This window comes from Microbacterium sp. LMI1-1-1.1 (genome assembly GCF_040815675.1).
GTDB lineage: Bacteria > Actinomycetota > Actinomycetes > Actinomycetales > Microbacteriaceae > Microbacterium.
This window is the reverse complement of sequence record NZ_JBFPNN010000001.1, coordinates 69,661-95,147: the sequence shown is the minus strand read 5'-3', so window position 1 is coordinate 95,147 and position 25,487 is coordinate 69,661. Positions and strand designations below refer to the sequence as shown.

Annotated in this window: 24 protein-coding genes and 1 tRNA gene; 5 read left to right on the top strand and 20 right to left on the bottom strand. The window is 72.5% G+C overall.

The features are described 5' to 3' along the window. The first annotated feature begins 2 nt into the window (after nt 1-2). Nucleotides 3-896: a dioxygenase gene (locus MRBLMI1_RS00445; protein ID WP_367726165.1), complete on the top strand. Its 894-nt coding sequence runs from the start codon at nt 3-5 to the stop codon at nt 894-896. Nucleotides 897-987: 91 nt separating this feature from the next. Next, nucleotides 988-2,442, top strand: coding sequence for an aldehyde dehydrogenase family protein (locus MRBLMI1_RS00440; RefSeq protein WP_367726164.1), 1,455 nt, complete (start codon nt 988-990; stop codon nt 2,440-2,442). A gap of 78 nt (nt 2,443-2,520) precedes the next feature. Here MRBLMI1_RS00440 and MRBLMI1_RS00435 read toward each other — a convergent pair whose 3' ends face one another. The 7 genes from MRBLMI1_RS00435 to MRBLMI1_RS00405 form a co-directional block, all read right to left on the bottom strand. Next, on the bottom strand, nt 2,521-3,810 hold the full coding sequence (locus MRBLMI1_RS00435; protein WP_367726162.1) for an ABC transporter permease: 1,290 nt from the start codon (nt 3,808-3,810) through the stop codon (nt 2,521-2,523). Beyond that, entirely contained in the window at nt 3,807-4,487 is a 681-nt protein-coding gene (locus MRBLMI1_RS00430; protein ID WP_367726161.1) for an ABC transporter ATP-binding protein, read from the bottom strand. Before MRBLMI1_RS00430 ends, MRBLMI1_RS00435 begins: the two co-directional genes overlap by 4 nt. Further along, the gene (locus MRBLMI1_RS00425) at nt 4,484-5,377 is read right to left on the bottom strand and encodes a hypothetical protein (RefSeq protein WP_367726160.1); all 894 of its coding nucleotides are present in this window, start codon (nt 5,375-5,377) and stop codon (nt 4,484-4,486) included. The genes MRBLMI1_RS00430 and MRBLMI1_RS00425 overlap by 4 nt, the downstream gene beginning before the upstream one ends. Nucleotides 5,378-5,380: 3 nt before the next feature. Further along, nucleotides 5,381-6,052: a hypothetical protein gene (locus tag MRBLMI1_RS00420; RefSeq protein WP_367726159.1), complete on the bottom strand. Its 672-nt coding sequence runs from the start codon at nt 6,050-6,052 to the stop codon at nt 5,381-5,383. Next, the gene (locus MRBLMI1_RS00415; RefSeq protein ID WP_367726158.1) at nt 6,049-6,948 is read right to left on the bottom strand and encodes a hypothetical protein; all 900 of its coding nucleotides are present in this window, start codon (nt 6,946-6,948) and stop codon (nt 6,049-6,051) included. Before MRBLMI1_RS00415 ends, MRBLMI1_RS00420 begins: the two co-directional genes overlap by 4 nt. Nucleotides 6,949-7,219: 271 nt before the next feature. After that, complete coding sequence (locus MRBLMI1_RS00410; RefSeq protein ID WP_367726157.1) at nt 7,220-7,930, bottom strand: DsbA family protein; 711 nt, start codon at nt 7,928-7,930, stop codon at nt 7,220-7,222. An 81-nt stretch (nt 7,931-8,011) separates the two neighbouring features. Beyond that, on the bottom strand, nt 8,012-8,503 hold the full coding sequence (locus MRBLMI1_RS00405; RefSeq protein WP_367726156.1) for an Lrp/AsnC family transcriptional regulator: 492 nt from the start codon (nt 8,501-8,503) through the stop codon (nt 8,012-8,014). An 80-nt stretch (nt 8,504-8,583) separates the two neighbouring features. Between MRBLMI1_RS00405 and MRBLMI1_RS00400 the strand changes: the two genes are divergently transcribed. Both MRBLMI1_RS00400 and MRBLMI1_RS00395 read left to right on the top strand, forming a co-directional pair. Then, nucleotides 8,584-9,561 carry an EamA family transporter gene (locus tag MRBLMI1_RS00400; RefSeq protein ID WP_367726155.1) on the top strand — a complete coding sequence of 326 codons (978 nt, stop codon included), beginning with the start codon at nt 8,584-8,586 and terminating at the stop codon, nt 9,559-9,561. 37 nt (nt 9,562-9,598) lie between these two features. Then, nucleotides 9,599-11,191: a molybdopterin-dependent oxidoreductase gene (locus tag MRBLMI1_RS00395; protein ID WP_367726154.1), complete on the top strand. Its 1,593-nt coding sequence runs from the start codon at nt 9,599-9,601 to the stop codon at nt 11,189-11,191. Nucleotides 11,192-11,389: 198 nt separating this feature from the next. Here the strand turns inward: MRBLMI1_RS00395 and MRBLMI1_RS00390 are convergent, their stop codons facing one another. The 13 genes from MRBLMI1_RS00390 to MRBLMI1_RS00330 form a co-directional block, all read right to left on the bottom strand. Further along, nucleotides 11,390-11,968 carry an isochorismatase family protein gene (locus MRBLMI1_RS00390; RefSeq protein ID WP_367726153.1) on the bottom strand — a complete coding sequence of 193 codons (579 nt, stop codon included), beginning with the start codon at nt 11,966-11,968 and terminating at the stop codon, nt 11,390-11,392. Between the two features lie 114 nt (nt 11,969-12,082). Continuing rightward, a complete protein-coding gene (locus MRBLMI1_RS00385) occupies nt 12,083-12,478 on the bottom strand; it encodes a hypothetical protein (RefSeq protein WP_367726152.1) in 396 nt (131 codons plus the stop codon). Between the two features lie 166 nt (nt 12,479-12,644). Beyond that, nucleotides 12,645-12,717, bottom strand: a tRNA-Thr gene (locus MRBLMI1_RS00380). 76 nt (nt 12,718-12,793) lie between these two features. Continuing rightward, the gene (gene deoC / locus MRBLMI1_RS00375; protein WP_367726151.1) at nt 12,794-13,465 is read right to left on the bottom strand and encodes a deoxyribose-phosphate aldolase; all 672 of its coding nucleotides are present in this window, start codon (nt 13,463-13,465) and stop codon (nt 12,794-12,796) included. Nucleotides 13,466-13,522: 57 nt separating this feature from the next. Beyond that, entirely contained in the window at nt 13,523-15,019 is a 1,497-nt protein-coding gene (locus tag MRBLMI1_RS00370; RefSeq protein WP_367727523.1) for an alpha/beta hydrolase, read from the bottom strand. A gap of 44 nt (nt 15,020-15,063) precedes the next feature. Then, nucleotides 15,064-16,251: a DNA polymerase III subunit delta' gene (locus MRBLMI1_RS00365; protein ID WP_367726150.1), complete on the bottom strand. Its 1,188-nt coding sequence runs from the start codon at nt 16,249-16,251 to the stop codon at nt 15,064-15,066. Between the two features lie 188 nt (nt 16,252-16,439). Beyond that, complete coding sequence (tmk, locus tag MRBLMI1_RS00360; RefSeq protein WP_367726149.1) at nt 16,440-17,114, bottom strand: dTMP kinase; 675 nt, start codon at nt 17,112-17,114, stop codon at nt 16,440-16,442. Continuing rightward, nucleotides 17,111-19,825, bottom strand: a complete 2,715-nt coding sequence (gene topA, locus MRBLMI1_RS00355) for a type I DNA topoisomerase (RefSeq protein ID WP_367726148.1) — start codon at nt 19,823-19,825, stop codon at nt 17,111-17,113. The genes tmk and topA overlap by 4 nt, the downstream gene beginning before the upstream one ends. A gap of 64 nt (nt 19,826-19,889) precedes the next feature. Beyond that, entirely contained in the window at nt 19,890-20,210 is a 321-nt protein-coding gene (locus tag MRBLMI1_RS00350; RefSeq protein WP_367726147.1) for an Rv3654c family TadE-like protein, read from the bottom strand. Between the two features lie 100 nt (nt 20,211-20,310). After that, complete coding sequence (locus MRBLMI1_RS00345; protein ID WP_367726146.1) at nt 20,311-20,628, bottom strand: TadE family protein; 318 nt, start codon at nt 20,626-20,628, stop codon at nt 20,311-20,313. A gap of 104 nt (nt 20,629-20,732) precedes the next feature. Further along, nucleotides 20,733-20,999, bottom strand: coding sequence for a DUF4244 domain-containing protein (locus MRBLMI1_RS00340; protein WP_414685728.1), 267 nt, complete (start codon nt 20,997-20,999; stop codon nt 20,733-20,735). Nucleotides 21,000-21,076: 77 nt separating this feature from the next. Beyond that, complete coding sequence (locus tag MRBLMI1_RS00335; protein ID WP_367726145.1) at nt 21,077-22,039, bottom strand: type II secretion system F family protein; 963 nt, start codon at nt 22,037-22,039, stop codon at nt 21,077-21,079. Beyond that, nucleotides 22,036-23,046, bottom strand: a complete 1,011-nt coding sequence (locus MRBLMI1_RS00330) for a TadA family conjugal transfer-associated ATPase (RefSeq protein ID WP_367726144.1) — start codon at nt 23,044-23,046, stop codon at nt 22,036-22,038. Before MRBLMI1_RS00330 ends, MRBLMI1_RS00335 begins: the two co-directional genes overlap by 4 nt. A 467-nt stretch (nt 23,047-23,513) precedes the next feature. On the opposite strand from MRBLMI1_RS00330, the gene acs reads away from it, so the two are divergent. Continuing rightward, nucleotides 23,514-25,481, top strand: coding sequence for an acetate--CoA ligase (acs, locus tag MRBLMI1_RS00325; RefSeq protein ID WP_367726143.1), 1,968 nt, complete (start codon nt 23,514-23,516; stop codon nt 25,479-25,481). Nucleotides 25,482-25,487 lie beyond the last annotated feature (6 nt).

Here is a 25,487-nt window from a genome sequence, read left to right as displayed (position 1 = left end):
CCGTGACGGACGACGCACTCTCTGCCGAACAGCGCGAACGCGAGGAGGCGCTGGTCGAGACGGTCGTGGCATCCTTCGCCGACGCCCCCGACGACCGTCTGCGCGAGATCATGCAGGCGCTGACCCGCCATCTCCACGCCTTCGTCCGCGACGTGCGCCTCACCGAGGCCGAGTGGAACGCCGGCATCGAGTTCCTGACCGCGGCCGGGCACATCACCGACGACCGGCGCCAGGAGTTCATCCTGCTCTCCGACGTCCTCGGCATCTCGATGCAGACGGTCGCCGTCAACAACGAGGCCTACCTGGATGCCACCGAGGCCACGGTCTTCGGCCCGTTCTTCGTCACGGACGCCCCCTTCGTCGAGAACGGGGGCGACATCGCCGGGGGCGCCCCCGGCCAGCCGTGCTGGGTCGAGGGCACCGTCACCGACACGGAAGGACGCCCCGTCGCCGGCGCGCGCATCGAGGTGTGGGAGGCGGACGAGGACGGCTTCTACGACGTGCAATACGCGGACGACCGCATCGCGGGCCGTGCGCACCTCCTCACCGACGAGGAGGGCCGGTACAGCTTCTGGGGTCTCACCCCGACGCCGTACCCCATCCCCGCCGACGGCCCCGTGGGCGCGCTCCTCGCCGCCGTGAACCGGTCCCCGATGCGCGCGTCGCACCTGCACTTCCTCGTCGACGCCCCCGGCCTGCGGACGCTCGTCACCCACATCTTCGTCCGCGGGGACGAGCTGCTGGCCTCCGACTCCGTCTTCGGCGTCAAGGAGTCGCTCGTCATGGACTTCGACGAGCAGCCGCCCGGCACCCCCACCCCCGACGGGCGGGTCCTCGCCGACACCGCCTGGTCCCGCACCCGGTTCGACATCGTCCTCGCGCCCGAGCACGTGTGACGGTCGGCGGGTCCGCGCGACGGACCCGGCCGTCGACGATGCACCGACCTCCGGCATCCCCTCGCCCTCTCCACACGGAAAGAACCGAATCATGACCTTCTTCGACCCGCAGACCTGGGACGGCCGCTACTTCGACGGGACCTGGGCCAGCACGCCCGACACCGCCGCGGTCGTCTCCCCCTCGACCGGTGAGACGATCGGCCGCGTCGCCGCCGCGACGCCCGCCGACCTCGACCGCACGGTGGAGGCCGCCCGCCGCGCGCGGACCGCGTGGGCCGCCGCCCCCGCCGAGGAGCGCGCCGCCGTCCTGCGCCGCGCGGCGGCGATCATCGAGCAGAACACCGACACCCTGGCCCGGTGGCTCAGCGACGAGGCCGGCTCAGCCCACGGGAAGGCGCACTTCGAGGCGAGCCTCGTCGCCAACGAGTTCCACCTCGCCGCAGCGACCGCGATGATGCCGTACGGTCAGCTGCTGCGCTCGGCCCGCCCGCGCCTCAGCCTCAGCCGACGCCGCCCCGTCGGCGTGGTCGGCGTGATCTCGCCGTTCAACTTCCCCGGCATTCTGTCCGCCCGCTCCCTCGCCCCCGCCCTCGCCCTCGGCAACGCCGTGGTGCTCAAGCCCGACCCGCGCACCAGCGTCAGCGGCGGGCTCTTCTTCGCCGCCGTCCTCGAAGCAGCCGGTGTCCCCGCCGGCGTCTTCTCCGTGCTGCCCGGCGGCGTCGAGGTCGGCTCGGCGCTGGTTGACCACCCGGCCGTGCCCATCATCTCGTTCACCGGATCGACCGAGGCCGGCCGCATCATCGGCGCCCGCGCCGGGCAGCTGCTCAAGCGGGCGCACCTCGAGCTCGGCGGCAACAACGCCCTCGTCGTCCTCGGCGACGTCGACGTGACCTCCGCGGCATCCGCCGGCGCATGGGGATCGTTCCTCCACCAGGGCCAGATCTGCATGACCACCGGACGTCACCTCGTGCACGACAGCATCTACGACGAGTACGTCGAGACCCTCAGCGCGAAGGCGGCGGCCCTCCCCGCCGGTGACCCCTCCACGGGCGCGCCCCTCGGGCCCATCATCGACGAGCGTCAGCGCGACAAGATCGACGCCATCGTGCGCGAGACCGTCGCTGCCGGAGCGCGCGTCACCGCGGGCGGCGGCTACGACCGCCTGTTCTTCGAGGCGACGGTGCTCGCCGACGTCACGCCCGACCACGCCGCGTTCCAGAAGGAGATCTTCGGGCCTGTCGCCCCGGTGACGCGTTTCGGCTCGGTCGACGAGCTGGTCGACCTCGTGAACGCGAGCGACTACGGCCTGTCGCTCGGCATCCTCGCCAAAGACGCGTTCCGGGCCTACGAGCTCGCCGACCGCCTGCCCAGCGGCATCCTGCACATCAACGACCAGACCGTCGACGACGAGTCGCAGGCACCCTTCGGCGGCGTCGGCGCCTCCGGCACCGGCGCGCGCTTCGGCGGCCACGAGGCCAACATCGAAGCGTTCACCGAGACCCAATGGGTCACGATGCAGGCCGACGTCGCCACCTACCCGTTCTGAGGTCGGACGGGGGAGGGATGCCTCCGGCCCGCTCTTTCCGTGGAAGAGGGCGGGCCGGAGGTCGTCCGTCCCCCTGCGTCAGGCGCCGCGCAGCGCGGCGACCGGCTCGATGCGGCTCGCGCGCAGGGCGGGCACTCCCCCGGCGCCCAGACCGACGACGGCGCCCAGCAGCGCGCCACCCACGGCGACGACGGGGTCCAGCACCGGCGTCCACTGCTGCGTCAGCGAGACGACGACGACCGCGAGCACGCCGACCGACGCGCCGATGAGCCCGCCGAGGAGCCCGACCACGATCGACTCCACGACGAACTGGCCGGCGATCTGCTGCCGCGTCGCGCCGAGAGCCCGGCGCAGGCCGATCTCGCCGACCCGCTCCATGACCGACAGCATCGTCACGTTGGCGATCCCGAGTCCGCCCGCCAGCAGCACGACCACCGACAGGATGACGAACACCACGTTCACGTCCGCCTGCACCTGTGCACCGAGGTCCGAACGGCCCGACGGCGCGGCCACCTCCATCGTGTCCGGGGCGTCGGGGGCGAGGGCGAGGGCGATCTGCGCGCGCAGCTGCGGACCCGCGCCGATGTCGATCCGCGCCTGCGCCTCCCCCGGAGCCGCCGCCGAGAAGTCCGCGCGCGCCGCCCCGGTGGGGATGACCACCGCGTCTGTCAGCTCCCCGCGCGTCGACGGGGTGCCGTAGATGCCGATGACCGCGTAGGCGAGACCGTCGATGAAGATCGACGGCTGCGTGTCGATGCGGTTGATCCCCAGCCGCTCGGCGGCGCGCTCCCCGAGCAGGGCCACCCGGTCCGCACGTGCGTCGTGCCCCGCGTCGAAGGGGCGGCCGGTCACGGTCTCCGCTCCGACCGTGTCGAGGATGTCCGCCGAGGCGGCGAACAGGCGCGGGGGCGCCGACGCTGCCGCCGACGGGTCGTTGACCGGCACCGACGTGAGCGTTCGTCCCTCGAGGTCGACCTCGCCGATGAGCGCCGCCGCACGCACGCCCGCCAGCCGCTCCATCCGCCCGACGGTGTCCCAGGGCAGCGACGCCGTCGCGACCTCGGTGCCGCCCCGCGCCTGCGCCGTGGCGGGGGTGACGGTGAGCCGGGTCGCGGCGGCCGCGTCGAACTGCGCCGCGATCTGGCTCGCCGCCGTCTGCGCGAATCCGATCGTCGCGACGAGGGCCGCGATCCCCAGGACCGTGCCGGCCAGCGTCATGAGGAGCCGGGCCGGCCGGGCGCCGATGTCGGCGGTCGCCTCTCCGACGAGGTCCGAGAATCGGAAGCGGTCGGCCGCGTCGACCGGACGGAGGTCCGGCGCCGGTGTGGTCTCGGGACGACGCCGCCACCCGCGCAGGCGCCGGATCATGCCGCCACCACCTCGGTCAGGCGACCATCCGCGATCCGCACGGTGCGTCGCGCGCGGTCGGCGACGCCGCGGTCGTGCGTGATGAGGATCAACGTCAGCCCGTCGTCGTTCAGCTCCTCGAAGAGCGTCATGATCTCGCCGGTCGTCTTCTGGTCGAGATTTCCGGTCGGCTCGTCCGCGAGGAGCAGGCTCGGCCGGGTCACGATGGCGCGCGCCACGGCGACCCGCTGCCGTTCCCCGCCCGACAGCACGCCGGGGAGGAAGGTCAGGCGATGCGACAGCCCCACCCGGTCCAGCGCGTCGCGCGCCCGCGTCTCCCGCTCCGCACGCGGCGCCCCGCTGTAGAGCATCGGCAGCATGACGTTCTCCAGGACCGTCCGACGCGGCAGCAGGTGGAAGGACTGGAAGACGAATCCCAGCCGCCGCGCACGGACGGCCGCGCGGCCGTTCTCGTCGAGCCGGCTCGTCGGCGACCCGGCCAGCGTGTACTCGCCCACGGTCGGCCGGTCGAGCAGACCCAGGATGTTCAGCATCGTGGACTTGCCCGACCCGCTCGGCCCGACGATGGACACGTACTCCCCGGCATCCACGGTCAGGTTCACGCCCTTGAGCGCCTGCACCTCCGGCGGACCCGGGAACGAGCGCGTCACGTCGCGCAGCTCGATGAGCGCCGTCATCGGCCCACGACGACCAGGTCGCCCTCCGCGAGCTCGCCGTCGACGGGTGTCACCTCGACGGCCCCGTCGGCCGCGAGCCCCGTCTCCACCGTGACCAGCCGCGTCTGCGCCTGCTCCCCCTCGCGCGGATCGGACTCCACGACCTCCACGCGCGACTCGCCGCCGGGGCCGGCCGTCAAAGCGGCGAGCGGGACGTTCAGGACGTCCCCCGCGGTGGCCCCCACCGGGATGGACACGCGCACGTTGGTGCCCTGCAGCTGCGCGATCTGCTCGGGGCTCAGCGGCGCCGGCTCGAGACGCACCGTCCATCGCGCCTCTCCACCGTCGCCCGCCTCGACGGCGGTGATGGTCGCCTCGTGCGCCGCGCCGTCGGGCAGCTCGAACGTGGCCGTCCCGCCGACCTCGAGCAGTTCGGCGTCCGCCTGCGCGGCCGAGCCGGTGAGCGCGATCGTCGCGCCGGAGACGGTCATCGCCGGGTTCTGCAGCGTGGATCCGCGTCGAGCGGAGACGGCGTCGACACGGCGCGGCAGGTCCGTCAGGTACAGCACCTCCCCCGCGGGCAGGTACGGCAGCGCGTCCCGACGCGCCCGGTCGACCGCGGCCCGTGCCTGGTCGAGAGCGGCAATCGCGGATGCCACGGCGCCGCGCTCCGCGGATGTGTCCCGCGGCTGGTCGAGCTGCTGCCGCCGGAGCTCGGCGAGCCCGAGGGCGTCCTCCAGGCCGCCGATGAGCACGGCGTCGCCCGCCCCCGACGCCCGCGCGGCGTCCAGCTCGCGTCGGGCCGCCGCGACGGCGTTGTCCGCCTCGCGCCGTTCGACGACACCCGCGCCCGCCTGGGCCGACGCCAGCTCGGCCTGCGCGGCCTGCACCGCCTGCTCCGCGCTGCGCACGCCCTACTCCGCGCTGGTGACGCCCTCCGCGACCCCGTCCTCGGCGTCCGGGGCCGGGTATCCGGCCTGCGCGTACAGCTGTGCGACGGAGGATGCCGCTTGGGCGTCGAAGACGTTGTTCTCGGGGTCGCCGGCATCCAGGCCGACCGCGCGCATGGCCTGCTTGAACTGGACGACATCCGGGCCGGAGACCCCGACGCGCAGCGAGCGGTAGGAGGGCAGCTCGCCCGGAAGGACGATGACCGGACGGCCGGCCAGCTCCATCGCCACCGCCAGCGGACCCAGCTCGGCTCCGGCCTCGGGCACCTGGCCGGTGATCACGGCCGGTCCCGACAGCGCCGACGTGTCGATCTGCACCTCGACGGGGTCGGCGAACCCGACCTCCCCGCGGATGGTGACGTCGTTGCTCAGCGTCCCGAACCCGACGGGGACCGTCACGAGGCCCGGATCCGGCGGCGCGGCGCCCGCCGCGGCGTCGGCGGGCGAGATGACGAACCGTCCGACCACGAGACCGGCGACGAGCGCGACCACCGCCGCGACGGCGACGATCCACAGCGTGCGGTTGCGCCGGAACGTGCCCGCCCAGCCCGCGGCGAGGCGGCGCCACGGACTGCGCCGCGGCGTCTGCGTGCCGGTGCTGTCCTGGGGCTCGGTGAGGAGGAGGTCCTCGCTCACGAACGGGCCTGCTCGGCGGCGGCCTTCAGCGCCTCGAGCTCGGTCTTGTGGTCGGCGACGAACTTCTCCTCCGCGGCGAATTGCGCGGCCTGGCTCCCGTCCCGGAAATCGACGTCCTCGCGGCAGTCGAGATCGATCAGCGCGAGGGCGATCTCCTTCTGGCCGAGCTCGACCATCTCAGGAGAATCGGGCGTGGGCCCGGGGCCCTCCGTCACGTTCTCCCACATCGCGTTGTATTCGTCGTTGATGGACTGCTGAGCTTCCATCTGCTCGGTGAATCCGGGCTGCCCCGCCTCATCCATGCACGCGGCCCAGGCGGAATTCAGCTCCGCGAATTCCGGGCCGTCCTGCACCGTGTTCCAGAAGTCGTTGAGGGACTCGCTGAGCGCCGCGAACTCCTCGGTCGCGAGCGGGTCGGCATCCTGAACCTCGTGCTGCGCCATGCCGGAGCACCCGCCCTTCGTCCAGTCGTACTCGTACGAGCCGTCCTCGGCGAGTTCGTCCTCGGACGGACTGGGGCCGTAGAGCGCCTCCCAGTAGGCGGTCTGCTCGGACTCCGACAGGCTCTGGACGTAATCGGCGTTCGGGTCCTCCACCGTCTGCTCCGGGTCGACGGGCTCGTCACGGCCCGGGAAGTCGATCATCCCGTAGCCGTACTGCGCCACCCAGTCGCGGTCGTCCGGCTTCCATTCCTCCCCGCTCGAGAAGGAGATCGAGCTGGATGCCGTGTTCGGAATGTACTCGAAACCCTCCTCGGTCATGCAGGTCGCCGTCAGCTCCTCGCGCTGCGTGTTCTGCTCGTCGAAGCGGGCCTGCTGCTCCTCCTCGCTGAGGTCGCCACCGTAGACCGCGTTCATATACGGGGTGAGCGGCGTTTCCTCCTGCTCGGATTCCACGGGACCGGAACACCCGGAGAGAAGGACGACGATTCCTCCGAATGCGGTGGCGAGAATGAGGCGAGGACGAGCAGCCATTGGTTTCCTTCGATTCGGGTACGGTTCCGATGCTAAGGAGGCCGCGCATTTCGCGCGTCATCCTCTCGGTGTATCTCGACCGCCTCTTTCCGCGGCGAAAAGAGGTGTCGTGAAGACCGTGTCCGGATATTCCGGTTCCTTACAGCGCGCCGCGTTTCGGCGCCGAATGGTGATCCTCGCCTCACCCTCATGATCACGACGCGTCGTAGAACCGACGGAAAGCGCCCTCCTGACCTCCGTTCCCGCTGAACAGGTCGCCGTTCACCAGCACCAACGGCACCCCCTGGAGGGACGGCACGTCGGCGGTGGTCGGCAGGGGTCCCCGCGTGGCCGTCGCCGTCTGAGCGTCGACCCACGCGCGGTACGACGCGAGGTCGCTGTCCCGGACGGCGGGATCGGCACCCGCCTCGACCACGATGTCGAGGAGCCGGTCGTCCGTCAGCCCGACGGTGTTCTCGGCCGGCTGGTTGCGGAAGAGCGCGGCGATCACGTCGGCCGTCGCCGAGGGAGTCGTGGCCGCCGCGGCCGTGAGCACGGCCGCCGCCCGCGACGAGTACTCCGTGCCGCGCGACAGCCGGTTCAGGATCGCCACCGGGTGGATGCGGACGGTCGCGCGACCGGCCTCCGCCTCCGCGGCGAGCATCCCGCCCGCCGTCTCCTCGAACATCCGGCAGTACGGGCACATCGGGTCGACGTAGACGTCCACGATCTTCGGACCCGTTCCCATGCGGATCCAGCCCTCGTCGAACGAGACGCCGCCCTCCTCGCCGACGAGCTCCGTGGACGTGGGGTGCGCCGACGGGGAGGCGGGGGCGCAGGCGGTCGCGCCCACGCCGAGGACGACGACGAGCGACACGGCGGTCACGACACGGGCGAGGACACGGGTGAGGGGGTGAGCGGGCATGGAGGGTCGTCCTTCCGTCGGGGAGGCGGGGCGCGTGTCGCCCCGCTCGCTGTCTCCCCTCTGGACGACGGCCCGGCCCGATCATGACGCGGCGCGGCGGATTTCACCCTCCCCGAGCGGCAGCGGCGACACCGGCTTCGTCTCCGCGAAGGCGAACGTCGTGTCGATGGAGGCGAGGGACGGGATGCCGCGGAGGTGCTCGCGCAACAGACGTTCGTACTCCGCGAAGCTCGGCGTGACCACCCGCACCAGGTAGTCCCAGTCCCCGGCGAGGAGGTGCGCCTCGACGATGTGCGGGATCTCGCGGAGCCGCTGCTCCACGGCATCCACCGTCGCCCCCTCGTGGGAGGCGAGCCGCAGGCGGACGAAGGCGGTGATGGTCAGATCGACGGCCTTCGGGGAGACGACCGCGCGATAGCCCTCGATGATGCCGGCCTGCTCCAGGTGACGGACGCGGCGCAGGCACGGCGACGGGGACAGACCGACGCGGTCGGCGAGATCCTGGTTACTGAGGCGGCCGTCCTGCTGCAGCTCGCGCAGAATGCGCCGGTCGATGTCGTCCAAGGTGATCATGAGGCAGATTCTGCCAATCCGACGCTGATTCGAGCAATATTTGCAATCGTCTGCCGCCTGCGCGAACCTAACCTCGAAGCGTGACCACTCACGCGCTCGGCCGCCCCGCGCTCCCCGCCCGGACCGTCCGCGGCGCCGCCGCCCTCGCCGCGGTCGTCGTGCTGTGGTCCACGTTCGCCCTGTCGAGCCGCGCGCTCGAGGGGTCGACCCTGACGGTCGCGGACGGCGCGCTCCTCCGCTTCGCCGTGCCGGCGCTCGCCCTCGCCCCGTGGATCCCCCGGACCGTCCGCGCCCTCCGCGGCGAACGGGTGGGGGTCCTGGCCCTGGTGCTTCTGGCCGGCCTGCCCCACTTCCTCCTCTTCGCCGGGGGTGCCGACCTGACCTCCGCCGGGCTGACGGGCCTCATCGTGCCGGGGACGGTGCCGCTCTTCGTCACGCTGCTGGTGTTCCTGCGCACCCGGGTCGCGGTGCCGCGCCGGCGGCTCGCTGCCCTGGCCGCCGTCGTCGTCGGGGTGGCGGTCAGCGCGCTGCTGACCGGCGGCGACGTGCAGGCGAGCGGCATCGCCGTGCTCGTCCTCGCGGGATTCGTCTGGGCGCTCTACACCGTCGGCCTCTCGGCCACCCGGCTCGACCTCCCCGCCGTGATGGTCGTCGTGAGCGTCTCGTCGACGGTCGTGGTCCTCCTCCTCGCGGCCACCGGGGCGATGCCGTCGCACCTCCTGGCCGGCCGGGCGGACTGGTCCCAGGTCGGCACGTTCGCGCTGCTGCAGGGGGTGGGCACGGGGCTGCTGTCGACGGCGTGCTACGTCGTCGCAGTCAAGAACCTCGGCGGCAGCCTGGCCGGCGCGGCGGGCGCGATGAGCCCCGTCCTCACCGCCCTGGTCGCCGTCCCGCTGCTCGGCGAACCGGTCACCGCGGGGCTCGCGCTCGCGCTCGGGCTGATCGTGGCGGGCGTCGTCGTGTTCCACGTCCCCACCCCGCCCCGGCGCGCGCGGATCGACCGGCCGAGCAGCGCGTCCGCGGCATCCGTTCCCCTGTCCGCTCCGAACAACCCTTAGGCGCGTTCTGCATGCGCCGTCGGACGAGAGGGATGCCATGACCAGCGACACGGTTGCCGAACGCCCCACCGCGAAGCGGGTGCGCCGACCGCACGCGTGGCTGTGGGCCTCGCTCGCCGGCATCGTCTCGGCCGCCGCGCTGCTCGCCGTGGCCGAACTGCTCGCCACCCTCGTCGCCCGTTCCGCCAGCCCGGTACTGGCCGTCGGGTCGTTCATCGTCGACATCGTCCCGCGTCCCCTCAAGGAGCTGGCGATCACCCTCTTCGGCGAGGCCGACAAGATCGCGCTGCTCGCCGGGATCGGACTCGGCGCGGCCGTGGCCTCCGCCGTCGCCGGCGTGCTGCAGTACCGCTTCCGCCCGACCGGGGCGATCCTGCTCGGGATCGGCGGCGCCCTGGCAACCGCGGCGATCCTCACCCGCGCCAATGCGGGCGCCCTGTCGTTCGTGCCGCCGGTCGTCGGCACCGTCGCGGGCATCGTCGTGCTGCTGCTGCTCGTCGGCCGGCTCCGCCGCTGGGTGGCCGCCGCGACCGCCGACGGCGCCGACGCGGACGAGGTCGGCGTGAACCGTCGCGGCTTCTTCCTGATGACGGGGATCGTCGGTGCGGGCGCGATCGTCGTCGGCGTCGGGGCGCGCATCCTGAACGCCACCGTCGCCTCGGTGTCCGCCGCCCGCAACGCGCTGAGCCTCCCCGCCCCGCGGACCACCGTCACCATCCCCGAGGGCGCCATGCTCGACGTCGACGGACTGACGCCGCTCATCACGCCGAACGAGGACTTCTACCGCGTCGACACCGCCCTCACCGTCCCGAACGTCGACCCGAACACCTGGAGCCTGACCATCGACGGCATGGTCGACCAGCAGATCGAGATCAGCTTCGACCAGCTCATCAGCATGGGCCTGGACGAGTACGGCGTCACCCTCACCTGCGTCTCGAACGAGGTCGGCGGCGGGCTCGTCGGCAACGCGATCTGGACCGGCGTCCCCATCCGCGACGTGCTCCGCATGGCCGGTGTGCAGTCGGGCGCGGACATGGTGCTCTCCGAGAGCGTCGACGGGTATACGGCATCCACTCCCCTCTCCGCGCTGACGGACGACAACCTCGACGCGATCTTCGCGGTCGAGATGAACGGCGAGCCGCTGCCCTTCGAGCACGGCTTCCCGGTCCGCATGGTCGTCCCCGGGCTGTACGGGTACGTGTCGGCGACGAAGTGGGTCACCAAGCTCACCGTGACGACGTTCGCACAGGACGAGGCCTACTGGACGCCCCGCGGCTACTCCGCCGAGGCGCCGATCAAGATGTCGTCCCGCGTGGACACGCCGAAGATCGGCACCCCGGTGGCGGCCGGTCGCGTGCCGATCGCGGGCATGGCCTGGGCGCAGCCGGTGGGCGTGAAGAGCGTCGAGGTCATGATCGACAGCGGCGAGTGGCAGCAGGCGACGCTGTCGACGCCGGTCAACGACTCGACCTGGGTGCAGTGGATGCTGGAGTGGGATGCCGAGCCCGGCACGCACTACATCACGGTCCGGGCCACGGACAACGACGGCAACGTGCAGATCCAGGAGCAGGCCCCGATCGCCCCGAACGGCTCGAGCGGATGGCAGCGCACGCTCGTCACCGTGTCCTGATCCGAGCGGACGGCGTCGGACCTCCGGGTCCGGCGCCGTCGTCGTTCCCGGGAGACGTTCTCTCCGTGGCGGGTCCCGGCGCTCTTTCCGACGCGGGTTCCGTGGTTCGCCCTGCCGCGGGTTCCGGCGCCCTTTCCGACGCGGGTTCCGTGGTTCGTCCCGCCGCGGGTCCCGGCGCCCTTTCCGACGCGGGTTCCGTCAGAAGCGCGAGGTCGTGAGCACGGCCCCGGCCGCCTCGATCTCGTCCAGTGCCTTCTCGCTCGACACCGGATGCACCCCGGCGACGAGGTCGGTCAGCACGCGGACGTTGCGCCCCGCACCGAGGGCGTCCAGGGTCGACGCCCGGACGCAGTAGTCCGTCGCGATGCCGACGAGATCGATGTCCCGGATGCCGTGGGCGTCGAGGATCTGGGACGCGGTCTCACCCTCGTCGGAGACGCCCTCGAACAGCGAGTAGGCGGGCTTGCCCTGCCCCTTCTTGAGGTGGTGCGTGACGCGGGTGGTGTCGAAGACCTCGTCGTACTCGGCGCCGTAGGTCCCGCCGACGCAGTGCACCGGCCAGGTGTCCACGAAGTCGGGAGCGTCCGAGAAATGCCCGCCGTTGTCGTCTGTCCCGTGGTGCCAATCGCGGGATGCCACGATGACGGCGTAGTCGTCGGCGTGGGCCTGGAGGTACCGGCTGATGCGTTCGGCGACGGCATCCCCGCCCTCGACCCCGAGCGCCCCGCGCTCGGTGAAGTCGTTCTGCACGTCGACGATGAACAAGGCGCGGGTCATGCTCCGAGCCTACGCGCGGCAGGGTCCCGACGGGCGGGCCCGGCCCGGGTGCGGGCGCGGCCGGGGCGGTCAGGGCGCGGGCACCGCCGGGGCGATCAGCCGCGGCCGGGGCGGTCAGCCGCGGGCGAAGAGGAGGACGATCGACAGCACGAACGCCAGGACGCCGAGGCCCAGGACGCCTGCGGCGAGCAGCGCGACGAAGCGGACGAGCGGCGACTTCTGCGTCAGCCGCATGCGGTGCACGCTCCCCCGCCGATGGAAGATGTCGACCATGTCGGCCGAGCCCACCTTGGCCTCGTCGTGAGGCGACAGCGGCGCCTCGTTCACCCCGCCGTTCTCGTCGAACCACCGGACCACGCGGTGGCCGTCCATCTGCTCCACGACGGCCCGCGCGGGTACCCAGGTGCCGTCCGCGAGGAAGAGGATCAGCGCGACGAGCGCAAGCAGCAGACCGACGCCCAGTCCGACCCAGGAGAAGATCTCGATGACGGCGTCCAGGGCGTTCGACACGGGGGCTCCTGCGGGGTCGACGACGGGGACGGTCCGCCCAGCCTATCGGTCGCCCCGCGGCGGGACCGGTGTGCCCGCACCCCGGCGCCGACGGATCATGGATGCCACCGCGGTGGCATCCATCCAACGAGAAGACCCCCGGACGCACTGTCCGGGGGTCTGTCCGAGCCACCTAAGGGAATCGAACCCTTGACCTATTCATTACGAGTGAATCGCTCTGCCGACTGAGCTAAGGTGGCCTGCGCCGCTCTCGCGTGCACGATCATCGATCTTACATGCTCGAGCGGTCCGCGACGAACCGAGGCGGGCGGGGGCTCAGTAGTCGCCGGTCGCGGAACGGTCCGCGAGGATGTCGCGGCTGGACGACAGTCCGAGGCGGGTGGCGCCGGCGGCGATCATCTCCTCCGCGGCGGCACGGGTGCGGATGCCGCCGGAGGCCTTGACCTCGGCCCGGTCGCCGACGGTGCGCTTCATGAGCTGCACGGCGTGGACGCTCGCGCCGCCCGCCGGGTGGAACCCGGTCGAGGTCTTCACGAAGTCGGCGCCCGCCGCGACGGCGGCCTCGCACACGGCGACGATGGCGTCGTCGGAGAGGGCGGCGGACTCGATGATGACCTTCAGCACGGTCGGGGCCGGGGCGGCGGCGCGCACGGCACGGATCTCGGACTCGACGACGTCGTAGCGCCCCTCGATGGCGGCGCCCACGTCGATGACCATGTCGATCTCGTCGGCGCCCTGCGACACCGACAGCGCCGCCTCGGCGGCCTTGACCTCGGCGTGGTGCTTGCCGCTGGGGAAGCCGCACACCACCGCGACCTTGAGACCCGCCGGGACCTCGACGGGGAGGAAGGACGGCGACAGGCACACGCTGTAGGTGCCGAGCTCGGCGCCTTCCGCGATGATGCGCTCGACGTCGGCGCGCGTCGCCTCGGGCTTGAGCAGCGTGTGGTCGATGTAGGTCGCCAGGTCGGCAACGGGCGCGGTCATGCGGACTCCTTCGGGTGGGACGCCCTCCAGCCTAAGCGCGGGGCGTCCCGGACGCGGTCACTCGCAGCGCAGGCCGCCCTCCGGCACGGTGCCGTCGACGAGGAAGCCCTCCACCGCCGCGTCGACGCAGGCGTTACCCCGGTTGTACCCGAGGTGTCCCTCTCCGACGCGGGTCACGAGGACGCCCTGGGAGAGCTGCGCGGCGAGCGACTCCGCCCAGGGGTAGGGCGTCGCCGGGTCGCCGGTGGTGCCGACCACGACGATCGGCGGGGAGCCCTCGGCCGTGATCTCGCCGCGCGTGCCCGTCGGGGGGTACGGCCAGGCGTCGCACACGCTCGGCGTCTGCCAGTACGGCGCGATCGTCGGGGCCTCCCGCTCGATGCGCTCCTGCAACGCGGCCTCGTCAGCCGGGTCGTCCTCGACGGGGTAGTCCATGCAGTTGTAGGCGGTGAAGGCCTCGGTGGAGTTGTCGAGATACTCGCCGCCGACGCGCCCGTTGTAGGAGTCGGCGAGCTGGAACGCCACGTCCGCCTGACCGTTCACCACATCCGCGAGGGCGGCGCGGAGGAACGGCCAGCTCTCCTGGCTGTAGAGCGCCGCGATGATCGCCGTCTGCAGGCTGTCGGCGCCGAGACGGCGTCCGTCCGACGCGGTCAGCGGGCGCTGGTCGACGCGGGCGAGCAGCGCGGACAGATCGGAGAGAGCGTCGTCGACGGAGCCGGCGAAGGGGCAGGACGACAGCGTCAGGCAATCGGTGAGGAACGTCCGCAGCGACTCCTGGAATCCGACCGCCTGCGAGATGCCGACCTCGCTGCCCGACACCGACGGGTCGATGGCGCCGTCGAGCACCAGACGCCCGGCTCGCTCGGGAAAGAGCTTGGCGTAGGTGGCCCCGAGGAACGTGCCGTACGAGTAGCCCAGGTAGTTCAGCTTCTCGTCGCCGAGCACGGCACGGAGGAGGTCCATGTCGCGTGCGGCGTTCTCGGTGGTGATGTAGGGCAGGATGCCGTCGCTGTTCGCCTCGCACGCGGCGGCGAAGTCCGCGTTGCGCTGCTCCACCGCGGCGGTCCACTCGCCGCTGCCGCGCTCCCCCGGAACGATGTCGTACAGGAAGGCGTCCAGCCCGGCCGGGTCGTAGCAGGTGACCCGGGTGGACTCCCCCACTCCGCGCGGGTCGAAGCCGATGACGTCGTAGTTCTCGACGAGGTCCTCGCCGGCGACGAACGACAGGGAGTTGAGGACGAAGGACTTGCCGCTGCCGCCGGGGCCGCCGGGGTTGGTCAGGAGCGAGCCGAGCGGCTGCCCGGAGGTGGCGCGGTGCCGGACGAGGGCGAGCTCGAGGTCGCCGGCCGACGGGTCGGCCCAGTCGCGCGGCGCGGTCACCCGGGTGCAGTCGTACCCGGTGCCGCCGCAGTCCTCCCACGCCAGCGTCTGACCGTAGTACGGCAGCAGAGCCGGATCGATCCCGTCCGTGACGGGAGTGGCGGACGCGCCGGTGTCGGGCGCGAGGGGCGGGATCTGGGCGTACAGGCAGCCGGACAGAGCCATGCCCATCGCGACCACACCGGCGATCACGGCCGCCAGGCGCCGACGGACGCTCACGGCGCGGATCCGTTCGCGACGGTGATCAGCAGGCTCTCGAGCGCGAGCAGGGGGGCGGCGTTCTGCTCCAGCGCCCGCCGCGTGTCGGCGATGCGGTCGAGCACGCCGAGGGTGCGGGCCGGGGTCCACTCCGCGGCCAGGGCACGGAGCTCGTCGAGGCGCTCGCTGTTGATGAGGCCCTCGTCGCGCCCGTACTGGAGCATGACGATGTCGCGGAACAGCGACTGCAGGTCGGTGAGGACGCGGTCGATGCCGTCGCGGAGGCTGCGGGTGGCACGGCGCTTCTGATCGTCCTCGAGGGCGTTGACCTGCCCGCGGAACGACGGCGGCACGGCCGCGCCCTCGGCGACCCCGAGCATGCGCAGCAGGGCGCGCCTCTCCTCCTCGTCCCGCGTCGCGGTGAGCGCCTTGGCGTCGTCGGTGGCGAGCTTGACGATGCGGCCGGCGACGTCGACCGCGTCGCCGACCCCGCGGACGCCGAGCACGGCGGCCAGGGTCTCGGCCCGGCGGGCGCGCGCGCCGTCGTCGGTGGCCAGGCGCTGCGCCATGCCGATGTGGCGCTGCGCGTGGCGGGCCGACTCCTCGGCGACCTCCGGTGCGACTCCCGTCCGCTCGACGATGAGGGCGGCGACGTCGTCGACGGACGGCTCGCGCAGTCGGAGCATGCGCACGCGCGAGCGGATGGTCGGCAGGAGGTCCGCGTCGCTCGGGGCGCAGAGCACCCAGACCGTGTGCTCGGGCGGCTCCTCGAGAGCCTTGAGGAGCACGTTCGACGTGCGCTCGGTCATGCGGTCGGCGTCTTCGACGACGATCACGCGGTAGCGTCCCAGCGACGGCGCGAAGTAGGCGCGTTCGACGAGCTTGCGGGCCTCGTCGATGCGGATGACGACCTGCTCGGTGCGCAGCGCCGTCAGGTCGGGATGCGTCCCGGAGAGGACCTGCCGCTGCGCGTGCTCGTCGTGCGGGTCGGCGATGAGGGCCGCGGCGAAAGCGTGGGCCAGCGTCGACCGCCCCGATCCCGGAGGACCGGTGATGAGCCACGCGTGCGCGAGCGCCGACGGGTCGGCAGCCGCTCCGCGGAGGGTGGCGACGGCCTCGTCCTGCCCCCACACCGCGTCCCACGGGAACGGCGCCGGGGCGGGGCGGAGGGCGGCGCCGGGAGGCGAGGCGAGCGCGGACGTCATGCGGTCCAGCCTAAGCGGGGGCGACGACACGGCCGCTGCCGATCCGCTGAGTGAACGATCGCCGGTCGACCGGCCGGGTCACGTGCGACGTGCGTCGACGCGCCGGGGCGCGAGGGACGTCCGGCGGGGGTCGTACGAGGCGGGACGTCCGGGACCGCGCCGGGGCGCACGGACGGTCCGGCAGGGGGTCATGCGAGGCGGGATGCCACGACCTCGCGGATGCGTCCGGCGAGCTGGTCCGCCGGGAGGGCGGCATCCAGGACGAGGAATCGATCCGGCTCCGACGCGGCCAGCGCGAGGAAGCCGGCACGGACGCGTTCGTGGAACTCCGCCTTCTCGGCCTCGAGCCGGTCGAACGGCTTGTCGTCCGCGTCGAGGCGGGCGCGGGCGACGGCGGGGTCGAGATCCAGGAGCACGGTGACGTCGGGAAGGAGCCCGCCGGTGGCCCAGAGCGAGAGGGAGCGGACGTCGTCGGCGTCGAGCACGCGCCCGGCGCCCTGGTATGCGACGGAGGAATCGAGGTAGCGGTCCTGGATGACGACGTCGCCGCGGGCGATGGAGGGGCGGACGACCGTTTCGACATGGTGCGCGCGGTCTGCGGCGTAGAGCAGCGCCTCCGCGCGCGGGGCGACGTGCCCGCGGTGGTGGAGCACGATGTCGCGCACGAGCACGCCGACCTCGGTGCCGCCGGGTTCGCGGGTGCGGACGACCTCGCGGCCCTGTTCTCGCAGCCACTGCTCGAGCTGTGCGGCCTGGGTGGTCTTCCCCGCGCCGTCACCGCCCTCGAAGGTGACGAACAGGCCCGGACCCCCGGCCGCCGCACCGCCGGGGGCGCGCGGAGGCCGGGTCGGCTCGCCGGTCACGACTTCTTCGCCGGCGCCTTGCGCGTGGTCGTCGTCTTGCGGGCGGTGGTCTTCTTCGGCGCGGGCCCCTTGGCGCGCTTGTCGGCGATGAGCTCGACGGCGCGCTCGAAGGTGATCTCCATCGCATTCTCGCCGCGCGGGACCGTGGCGTTGGTCTCGCCGTCGGTGACGTACGGACCGAAGCGACCGTCCTTGAGCTTCAGCGGCTTGCCGCTCACGGGGTCGGCGTCGAACTCCTTGAGGGCGCTCGATGCGCGGCGCGCGCCGTACTTGGGCTCGGCGTACTTGGCCAGCGCCTCCTCGAGCGTGATGTCGAAGATCTGCTGCTCCGCGTCGAGCGACCGCGAGTCGGTGCCCTTCTTGAGGTAGGGGCCGAAGCGACCGTTCTGCGCGGTGATCTCGGCTCCGGTCTCGGGGTCGGCGCCGACGACGCGCGGGAGCGAGAGCAGCTGCAGAGCCGTGTCGAGCTCGATCGTGTCGACCGACATCGAGCGGAAGAGCGACGCGGTGCGCGGCTTGGGGGCCGCCTCCTTCTTGGCGGTCCGCTTCTTCGGCGTCTCGACGACCTCTCCGGTGGCCTCGTCGACGTTCTCGGGGTCCTCGGCGTCGACCTCCTGCACGTAGGGACCGAACCGGCCGTCCTTGACGACCACGAGCTTGCCGTTCTCGGGGTTCTCGCCGAGCACGCGATCGCCGGCCACGGGAGCCTCGATGAGCTCCTGCGCCTTCTCGGGGGTGAGCTCGTCGGGTGCGAGGTCCTCCGGGATGTTGACGATGCGGGGCTTGGCCTCGGGGTCGGCGCCGGGCTCGGTGATCTCGAGGTACGGGCCGTACTTGCCGAAGCGGAGGGTCGCCGTGTCGGTGATGCGGGTCGAGTTCAGCTCGCGGGCGTCGATCTCGCCGAGGTTGTCGACGATGTGCCGGAGCCCGACCTGCTGCTCCGAGCCGAAGTAGAAGGACTTGAGCCACTCCGTGCGACGCTGCTCTCCGCGCGCGATGGCGTCGAGGTCGTCCTCGAGCGCCGCGGTGAAGTCGTAGTCGACCAGGTCGGCGAAGTGCTCCTCGAGCAGACGCACGACGCTGAACGCGAGCCAGCTGGGCACGAGGGCCTGGCCGCGCTTGGTGACGTAGCCGCGGTCGAGGATGACGTCGATGATGCTCGCGAAGGTCGAGGGTCGGCCGATCCCCTTCTCCTCGAGCGCCTTGACGAGGCTCGCCTCGGTGTAGCGGGGCTTCGGCGAGGTGCTGTGGCCCTTGGGCTCGACGTCTCCGACGGCCAGCTCGTCACCCGCGGCGAGCGCGGGCAGCGACTGGTCCGCGTCGTCGTCGCGACCGTTGCGCTTCTCGTCGTTGCCCTCCTCGTACGCCTCGAGGAAGCCCTTGAAGGTGTAGACGGTGCCGGATGCCGTGAACTCGGCGACCCGCTCACCCGCCGGGACCGTGAGGGTGACGGTGGTCGTCTCGTACTTGGCATCCGCCATCTGGCTGGCGACGGTGCGCTTCCAGATGAGGTCGTACAGCTTCTGCTCGTCGCGGTCGAGCGAGGACGCGACCGACGCGGGCGTGCGGAAGGTCTCGCCGGAGGGGCGGATCGCCTCGTGCGCCTCCTGCGCGTTCTTGGACTTGCCCTTGTAGACGCGCGGGTTGGCGGGCACGGCCTTGTCGCCGTAAAGGGCGACGGCCTGCTCGCGGGCGGCGCGCACGGCCTGGCCCGAGAGGGCGACCGAGTCCGTACGCATATAAGTGATGTAGCCCTTCTCGTACAGACGCTGCGCGACGCCCATGGCGTGCTTGGCGCTCATCGAGAGCTTGCGGCCGGCCTCCTGCTGCATCGTCGAGGTCGTGAACGGCGCCCGGGGGCTGCGCGTGCCGGGCTTGGCCTCGACCTTGGCGACGCTGGCGCGCGCGGCGTCGACGATCTGCTGGGCCAGCTCGCGGGCCTGCGCCTCGTCGAGGACGACGACCGCCTTCTTCAGCTTTCCGTTGTCGTCGTAGTCGCCGCCGCGGGCGATGGGAGCCCCGTCGAGGCGGGACAGCCGCGTGGTGAAGGAGGACCCGTCCTTGGATGCCACGGCCTCGACGTCCCAGTAGGACGCGGAGACGAACGCCATGCGCTCCCGCTCGCGCTCGACCACCATGCGGGTGGCGGCGGACTGCACGCGTCCGGCGCTGAGGGCGGTGCCCTCGCGACCCGAGCCGACCTTGCGCCACAGGACCGGGGAGACGTCCCAGCCGTACAGGCGGTCGAGGACGCGCCGGGTCTCCTGCGCGTCGACGAGGGACTCGTCGAGGTCGCGGGTGTGCTCGGCGGCGTCGCGGATGGCGTCCTTGGTGATCTCGTGGAACACCATGCGGCGCACGGGGACCTTGGGCTTGAGCACCTCGAGCAGGTGCCACGCGATGGCCTCGCCCTCGCGGTCGCCATCAGTGGCGAGCAGGACCTCGTCGGCGGACTTCAGGGCGCGCTTGAGCTCGGCGACCGTCTTCGTCTTGCGGTCGTTGACGACGTAGTAGGGATCGAAGTCGTTCTCGACGTCGATGGAGTACTTGCCGTAGGCGTCCTTCTTGTCGGCCGGGATCTCCTTCTTGGACGCGAGATCGCGGATGTGCCCGACCGAGCTGAGCACCTCGTAGTCGTCTCCGAGGTATCCCTGGATCGACTTCATCTTCGTCGGAGACTCGACGATGACGAGCTTCTTGCCGTTTGCCACTGGGGTCCTTTCTTCGATGCACACCATACACACGCATTCCTGTCCGGAATCCGGGTCGCGGGGGTCACCGGCGGGGCGGGCCGGCCCGAGCGCGCGCATCGAGCGGAATCCCACCGTACGCCGATCCGACCGTCACGGTCGCTACCAGCCCGTCGAGCTCGCACGCGTCGAGCCGCGCGCCGCCGGCCGCGGCGACCCGCTCCGCCGCCGTGCAGGGGTCGCCGGGGACGGCACCGCTGACCGTGTCGGCGGCGGCGAGCGCGGCCGCGTCCGCGGTTCCGGCGAGCCGCTGCGCGTGGAGCGCCGCACCGGCCACCGCGCACGTGCCGACGGCGAGGATCGCCAGGGCGGCCGTGACGCCGACCGTCGCCGCGGTGCCCGCCATCAGCGGTCCCCATGCCGCGGGTCCGGCCCGCCGCACCGCCGTCGACGACGGCTGCCGACGAACGGGCGGGCGGACCGGGTGCCGCTTCGGTCGCGGGTCCTCATCGCCCACCGTCCAGGGCGCACGACCGCGCCGTGAGATCGGGCAGCCCGAACGGGACCGCCACCGCGGCCGACACGCACACCATGCCGTCGGTGCGGGCGATCTGCGCCGTGGCACCGGCGCGCGCCACCACGTCGATCGCACGGCACCCGTCGTCGCCGCGTCCGAGGAGGCGGGCGGCATCCGCGGTCGCGTGCTGCAGCCGGACCGCCGTCGCCCCGGCGCTCAGCACGCCGATCCCCAGGGCGAGGACGACGAGCACGGCGGGCACGGCGACCGCGAACTCGGCGGCCGCCGCCCCGCGCTCGTCGAGCACTCCGCGCTCCGGCGGCACCGCGGGGCGGCTGCGGCGAGGCTCCGGCGGCACCGCGGGGCGGCGGCGGTGAGGCTCCCTCGGCACCCCGGAACGGCTGCGGCGCCTCACTGGACCGTCAGCGCGCGGCGGACGAGGTCGGTGAGGATGCCGCGCACCTCGTCGGACCGCATGATGACGACGAGCAGACCGGCGAAGGCGACGGCCGCCATGGTGGCGATCGCGTACTCGGCGGTGGCGGCCCCGCGCTCGTCGAGGAAGGTCGCTCGGGCGTGGGACGTCGTGAGCGGCGGCAGGGCGGACTCGGGCAGGGCGGCCGGGGGCCGAGAAGCTGCGGCACGGCGGACGGGGACGAGGCGGCGGACGACGGACATGGGGTCTCCTCTTTTCAGGGGTGGGCGGTTCTCGCGGTGGACAGGGATGCGCGTTCGACGACGGATGCGGCGGGGCCTCAGAAGGGGAGCACCTCCGATCGGACGACGGCCAGGATCATGGGCACGACCGCCAGCAGGAGGAACGCCGGCAGGGTGCAGACGCCGAGCGGCACGAGGAGCCGCGTCGCGAGCTCCGCCGCTGCGGTCCGCCCCGCCGACCGGGCGCGCTGGCGCTGCAGCCAGGCGGTGCCGCGCAGCAGCTCGCGGGCGGGCGCGCCGGCGCGCTCCGAGAGCGCGAGCGCCTCGTCGACCTCTCGCCGGCCCTGCTCCGCGTCGCCCGCCCCGCCGGGCTCCTCCCGTCGTCGCCGCGACGACCGGACATCGCGCGGGGGCGGGAGAGCCCGCTCGACGAGCGCGCGCGCGGCATCCACCGACACCCCGCCGGCCAGGGCGACGACGAACAGCTCCGCACGCAGTCCCGGCACCTCGGTCCCGGGACGGGCGCGGCGCTCGAGCGTCCGCGCCCAGAGACGGGACGCGACGACGAGGCCGACGCCTCCGACCAGGCAGACGACGCCGACCGTCCCGCCGGTGAGCACACCCCACACGTCGACGCCGAGCGCGCCGCCCAGCGGGACCCCGAGGACGGGGAGCCAGCCGAGGAGACGCGCCGTCGACCGCGGCTCGGCGAGCGCGACCTGGACGTCGTCGCGCACCTCGGCGGCATCCCGCAGAGCCCCGACGGTGTCGCGCAGCGTCTCCGACAGCGGCGCACCGACGGTCGCCGCCACCTGCCACACCGCCGCGAGCGCGTGCCACTCCTCTCCCCCGCGACGGAGGACCGCGGACGCGTCGTCACCGGCGTGGAGCGCGGCGGCGGCCCCGCGGACGACCGGCGCGACCTCTCCGGAGAGGTCGGACCGTTCGGCGACGAGCGCCCAGGCCCGGACCGGTGTCACCCCGGCCGACAGCACGACCGCCAGCCGCAACGTCGTCTCCAGGACGGCGGCGTCGATCCGGTCGCGCCGGCGCGAGCTCACCACGACTCCCCCGCGATCTCCAGCCGCCCGTCCCGTACGACGGGGCGTCCGACACCTGCGATCCGGCGTCCGCGCGGTCCGCGTTCGACGTGGATGACGCAGGTGATCGCGCTCGCCACCTGACGCGCGGTGGCGGTGGCATCCATTCCGGCCAGGGCTCCCAGCGCCTCGAGCCGCGCCGGCACCTCCCCCAGGCCGCTGGCGTGCAGCGTCCCCGCACCGCCGTCGTGCCCGGTGTTCAGCGCCATCAGCAGGTCGCGGATCTCGGGGCCGCGGCACTCGCCGACGACGAGCCGGTCGGGGCGCATCCGCAGCGCCTCGCGCACGAGACGCGCGAGGTCGATCCCGCCCGCGCCCTCCAGGTTGGGCTGACGCGCCTCCAGGGCCACGTGATGGGGATGGCGGGGCCGCAGCTCCGCCACCTCCTCGATCGTGATGAGGCGCTCGCGTGCGGGCACCCGACCGAGCAGCGCACTGAGAAGAGTGGTCTTGCCGGCGCCGGTGGCACCCGTGACGAGGACGTTCGCACGTCCCTCGACGAGACCCTCGAGCCGAGCGCGCCCGACGGCGTCGAACATCCCGGTCCGCTGCAGCCGGTCGAGGTCCGGTGCCGCCCACCGGGCGACCCGGATGGAGATCGCGGTCCCCGAGGTCGCGATCGGGGCGAGAACCGCGTGGACGCGGATGCCGTCGGGCAGACGCACGTCGACGCACGGCGAGGCGTCGTCGAGATGACGATCGCCCATCGCGATCAGACGCACGGCCAGCCGACGGACGTCCGCCTCCGGCGCCCACCAGCCCGGGATGCGCTGCGGTCCGTCGCCGTGGTCGACGAACAGCCCCGCCTCGCCGTTGACGAACACGTCCGTCACGGCGTCGTCATCGAGGAACGGTCGCAGGAACGCCAGCGCGGGGTCCCGCCACGCATCGGCGCTGCGGAGGTCCTCGCGGACGAGGCTGCGGGAGTCCCCGCCAGGGGGCTGGGGAGGGGATGTCGGAAGCGGCATGCCCGGGACGATACGGAGCGGGCTACCTCTCCCGCCGGGAAGAAAAGCCGTTCGGTGAACGGTTCGACGAGATCCCCACCTGGGAAGGAGAGGACCACGACCCGGGGCCGGCGGAACGCGGCGGAAAGGGCCTGAAGACGCGGCGCGGGGCCGAAAGAAGAAGGGGGCGGCATCCCATCAGTGGGGGGCGAGGGATGCCGCCACGCGCCGGCGGAATGTTGGGGGGCTCCCACCGACGCGGATGCCGGAAGCGATGTTCGGGCGCCCCTACTTTATGCACACCCGGAGCCCGAGCCAACTCGCGACACGTCTATTCACACCGATATATCAGCGGTGTCGTCCTCGCGCGCCATGCCAACTATCGGGGGTATTCGCCCGACGCCACGCGTGGCTAGCCTGACCGGGTGACGATGGCGCACGCCGTGCGGCATCCGTCGATTCCGATCATGACGCGAAGGAGCGCCGCGATGAGCAGCCAGATCGACAACCTCCTCACCGAGACGCGGCGCTTCGCGCCGTCCGCCCGATTCGCCGACGCGGCCGTCGCCGACGCGGCCCTTTACGAGAAGGCCGCGGCCGACCGCGAGGGCTTCTGGGCCGACCAGGCGCGGGAGCTGCACTGGCATACCCCGTTCACCACGGTGCTCGACTGGTCGAACCCCCCGTTCGCGGAGTGGTTCGCCGACGGCGAGCTCAACGTCGCGTACAACTGCCTGGACCGCCACGTCGAGGCCGGCAACGGCGACCGCATCGCCCTCCGCTGGGAGGGCGAGCCGGGCGACACCCGGAACGTGTCCTACGCCGAGCTCACCGACGAGGTGAAGCGTGTCGCGAACGTCCTGACGGACCTCGGCATCGAGCGCGGGGACCGCGTCGCGATCTACCTGCCGATGATCCCCGAGGCCATCGCCGCGATGCTGGCCGTCGCGCGCATCGGCGCCGTCCACTCCGTCGTCTTCGGCGGGTTCTCCGCCGACAGCCTCCGCGCGCGCATCGACGACGCCGGCGCGAAGCTCGTGATCACCGCGGACGGCGGCTGGCGCAAGGGCAAGGTGTCGCCGCTCAAGCCCGCGGTCGACCAGGCGCTGGCCGACCGCAACGGCTCCGGCGTCCAGGAGACGGTCGAGCACGTGCTCGTCGTGCGGCGCGGCGAGAACGAGGTGGAGTGGAACGACGGGCGGGACATCTGGTGGCACGACGTGGTGCCGGTGGCATCCACGGTCCACGAGGCGCAGCCGTTCCCGGCCGAGAACCCCCTCTTCATCCTGTACACGTCGGGCACCACCGGGAAGCCGAAGGGCATCCTGCACACCTCCGGCGGATACCTGACCCAGGCGGCGTTCACGAACCGGGTCGTGCACGACGTGCACCCCGAGACCGACGTCTACTGGTGCACGGCCGACATCGGCTGGATCACCGGGCACACGTACGTCACGTACGGTCCGCTGGCCAACGGCGCGACGCAGCTGCTGTACGAGGGCACCCCCGACACCCCGCACCCGGGCCGCTGGTGGGAGCTCATCGAGAAGCACGGCGTCACGATCTTCTACACCGCGCCGACCGCGATCCGGTCGTTCATGAAGATCGGCCGTGACGTGCCGCAGACCTTCGACCTGTCGTCGCTGCGCCTGCTCGGCTCGGTCGGCGAGCCCATCAACCCGGAGGCCTGGGTCTGGTACCGCGAGATCATCGGCGCCGACCAGACGCCCATCGTCGACACCTGGTGGCAGACCGAGACCGGCGCCATCATGATCTCCGCCCTGCCGGGCGTCACGGAGGCCAAGCCGGGGTCCGCCCAGGTGCCCGTCCCCGGGATCTCGATCGCGGTCGTCGACGACGCGGGCGAGCCGGTGGGCAACGGCAACGGCGGCCTCCTCGTCGTGACCGAGCCGTGGCCGAGCATGCTCCGCGGGATCTGGGGCGACCCGGACCGGTACAAGGAGACCTACTGGGAGAAGTTCGCCGACAAGGGCTACTACTTCGCCGGCGACGGCGCCCGCCTGGACGAGGACGGCGACGTCTGGCTGCTCGGCCGCGTGGACGACGTCATGAACGTCTCGGGCCACCGCCTGTCCACGGCCGAGATCGAGTCGGCGCTCGTCGGACACGAGGGCGTCGCCGAGGCGGCGGTCGTGGGCGCGTCGGACGAGACCACCGGCCAGGCCGTCGTCGCGTTCGTCATCATCAAGAGCCGGTACCTGAAGCAGAACCCCGTGGAGGGCCTGGGCGACGTGCTGCGCCGCTGGGTCGGTGAGCAGATCGGCCCGATCGCCCGCCCCCGCGACGTGTACATCGTCGGCGAACTGCCCAAGACCCGCTCCGGCAAGATCATGCGACGCCTGCTGCGGGACGTGGCCGAGGGCCGCGAGGTCGGCGACACCACGACGCTCGCCGACACCGCCGTGATGAGCGTGATCAGCGCGCAGGTGAAGTGACGCGGT

What these genes read in the sequence shown, in the direction of transcription:
- MRBLMI1_RS00440 (WP_367726164.1), top strand. Translation starts at nt 988, where the DNA reads ATGACCTTCTTCGACCCGCAGACCTGGGACGGCCGCTACTTCGACGGG.
- MRBLMI1_RS00435 (WP_367726162.1), bottom strand. Translation starts at nt 3,810, where the DNA reads ATGATCCGGCGCCTGCGCGGGTGGCGGCGTCGTCCCGAGACCACACCG.
- MRBLMI1_RS00430 (WP_367726161.1), bottom strand. Translation starts at nt 4,487, where the DNA reads ATGACGGCGCTCATCGAGCTGCGCGACGTGACGCGCTCGTTCCCGGGT.
- MRBLMI1_RS00410 (WP_367726157.1), bottom strand. Translation starts at nt 7,930, where the DNA reads ATGCCCGCTCACCCCCTCACCCGTGTCCTCGCCCGTGTCGTGACCGCC.
- MRBLMI1_RS00405 (WP_367726156.1), bottom strand. Translation starts at nt 8,503, where the DNA reads ATGATCACCTTGGACGACATCGACCGGCGCATTCTGCGCGAGCTGCAG.
- MRBLMI1_RS00395 (WP_367726154.1), top strand. Translation starts at nt 9,599, where the DNA reads ATGACCAGCGACACGGTTGCCGAACGCCCCACCGCGAAGCGGGTGCGC.
- MRBLMI1_RS00390 (WP_367726153.1), bottom strand. Translation starts at nt 11,968, where the DNA reads ATGACCCGCGCCTTGTTCATCGTCGACGTGCAGAACGACTTCACCGAG.
- deoC (WP_367726151.1), bottom strand. Translation starts at nt 13,465, where the DNA reads ATGACCGCGCCCGTTGCCGACCTGGCGACCTACATCGACCACACGCTG.
- MRBLMI1_RS00370 (WP_367727523.1), bottom strand. Translation starts at nt 15,019, where the DNA reads ATGGGCATGGCTCTGTCCGGCTGCCTGTACGCCCAGATCCCGCCCCTC.
- MRBLMI1_RS00365 (WP_367726150.1), bottom strand. Translation starts at nt 16,251, where the DNA reads ATGACGTCCGCGCTCGCCTCGCCTCCCGGCGCCGCCCTCCGCCCCGCC.
- MRBLMI1_RS00350 (WP_367726147.1), bottom strand. Translation starts at nt 20,210, where the DNA reads ATGGCGGGCACCGCGGCGACGGTCGGCGTCACGGCCGCCCTGGCGATC.
- MRBLMI1_RS00340 (WP_414685728.1), bottom strand. Translation starts at nt 20,999, where the DNA reads ATGTCCGTCGTCCGCCGCCTCGTCCCCGTCCGCCGTGCCGCAGCTTCT.
- MRBLMI1_RS00330 (WP_367726144.1), bottom strand. Translation starts at nt 23,046, where the DNA reads ATGCCGCTTCCGACATCCCCTCCCCAGCCCCCTGGCGGGGACTCCCGC.
- acs (WP_367726143.1), top strand. Translation starts at nt 23,514, where the DNA reads ATGAGCAGCCAGATCGACAACCTCCTCACCGAGACGCGGCGCTTCGCG.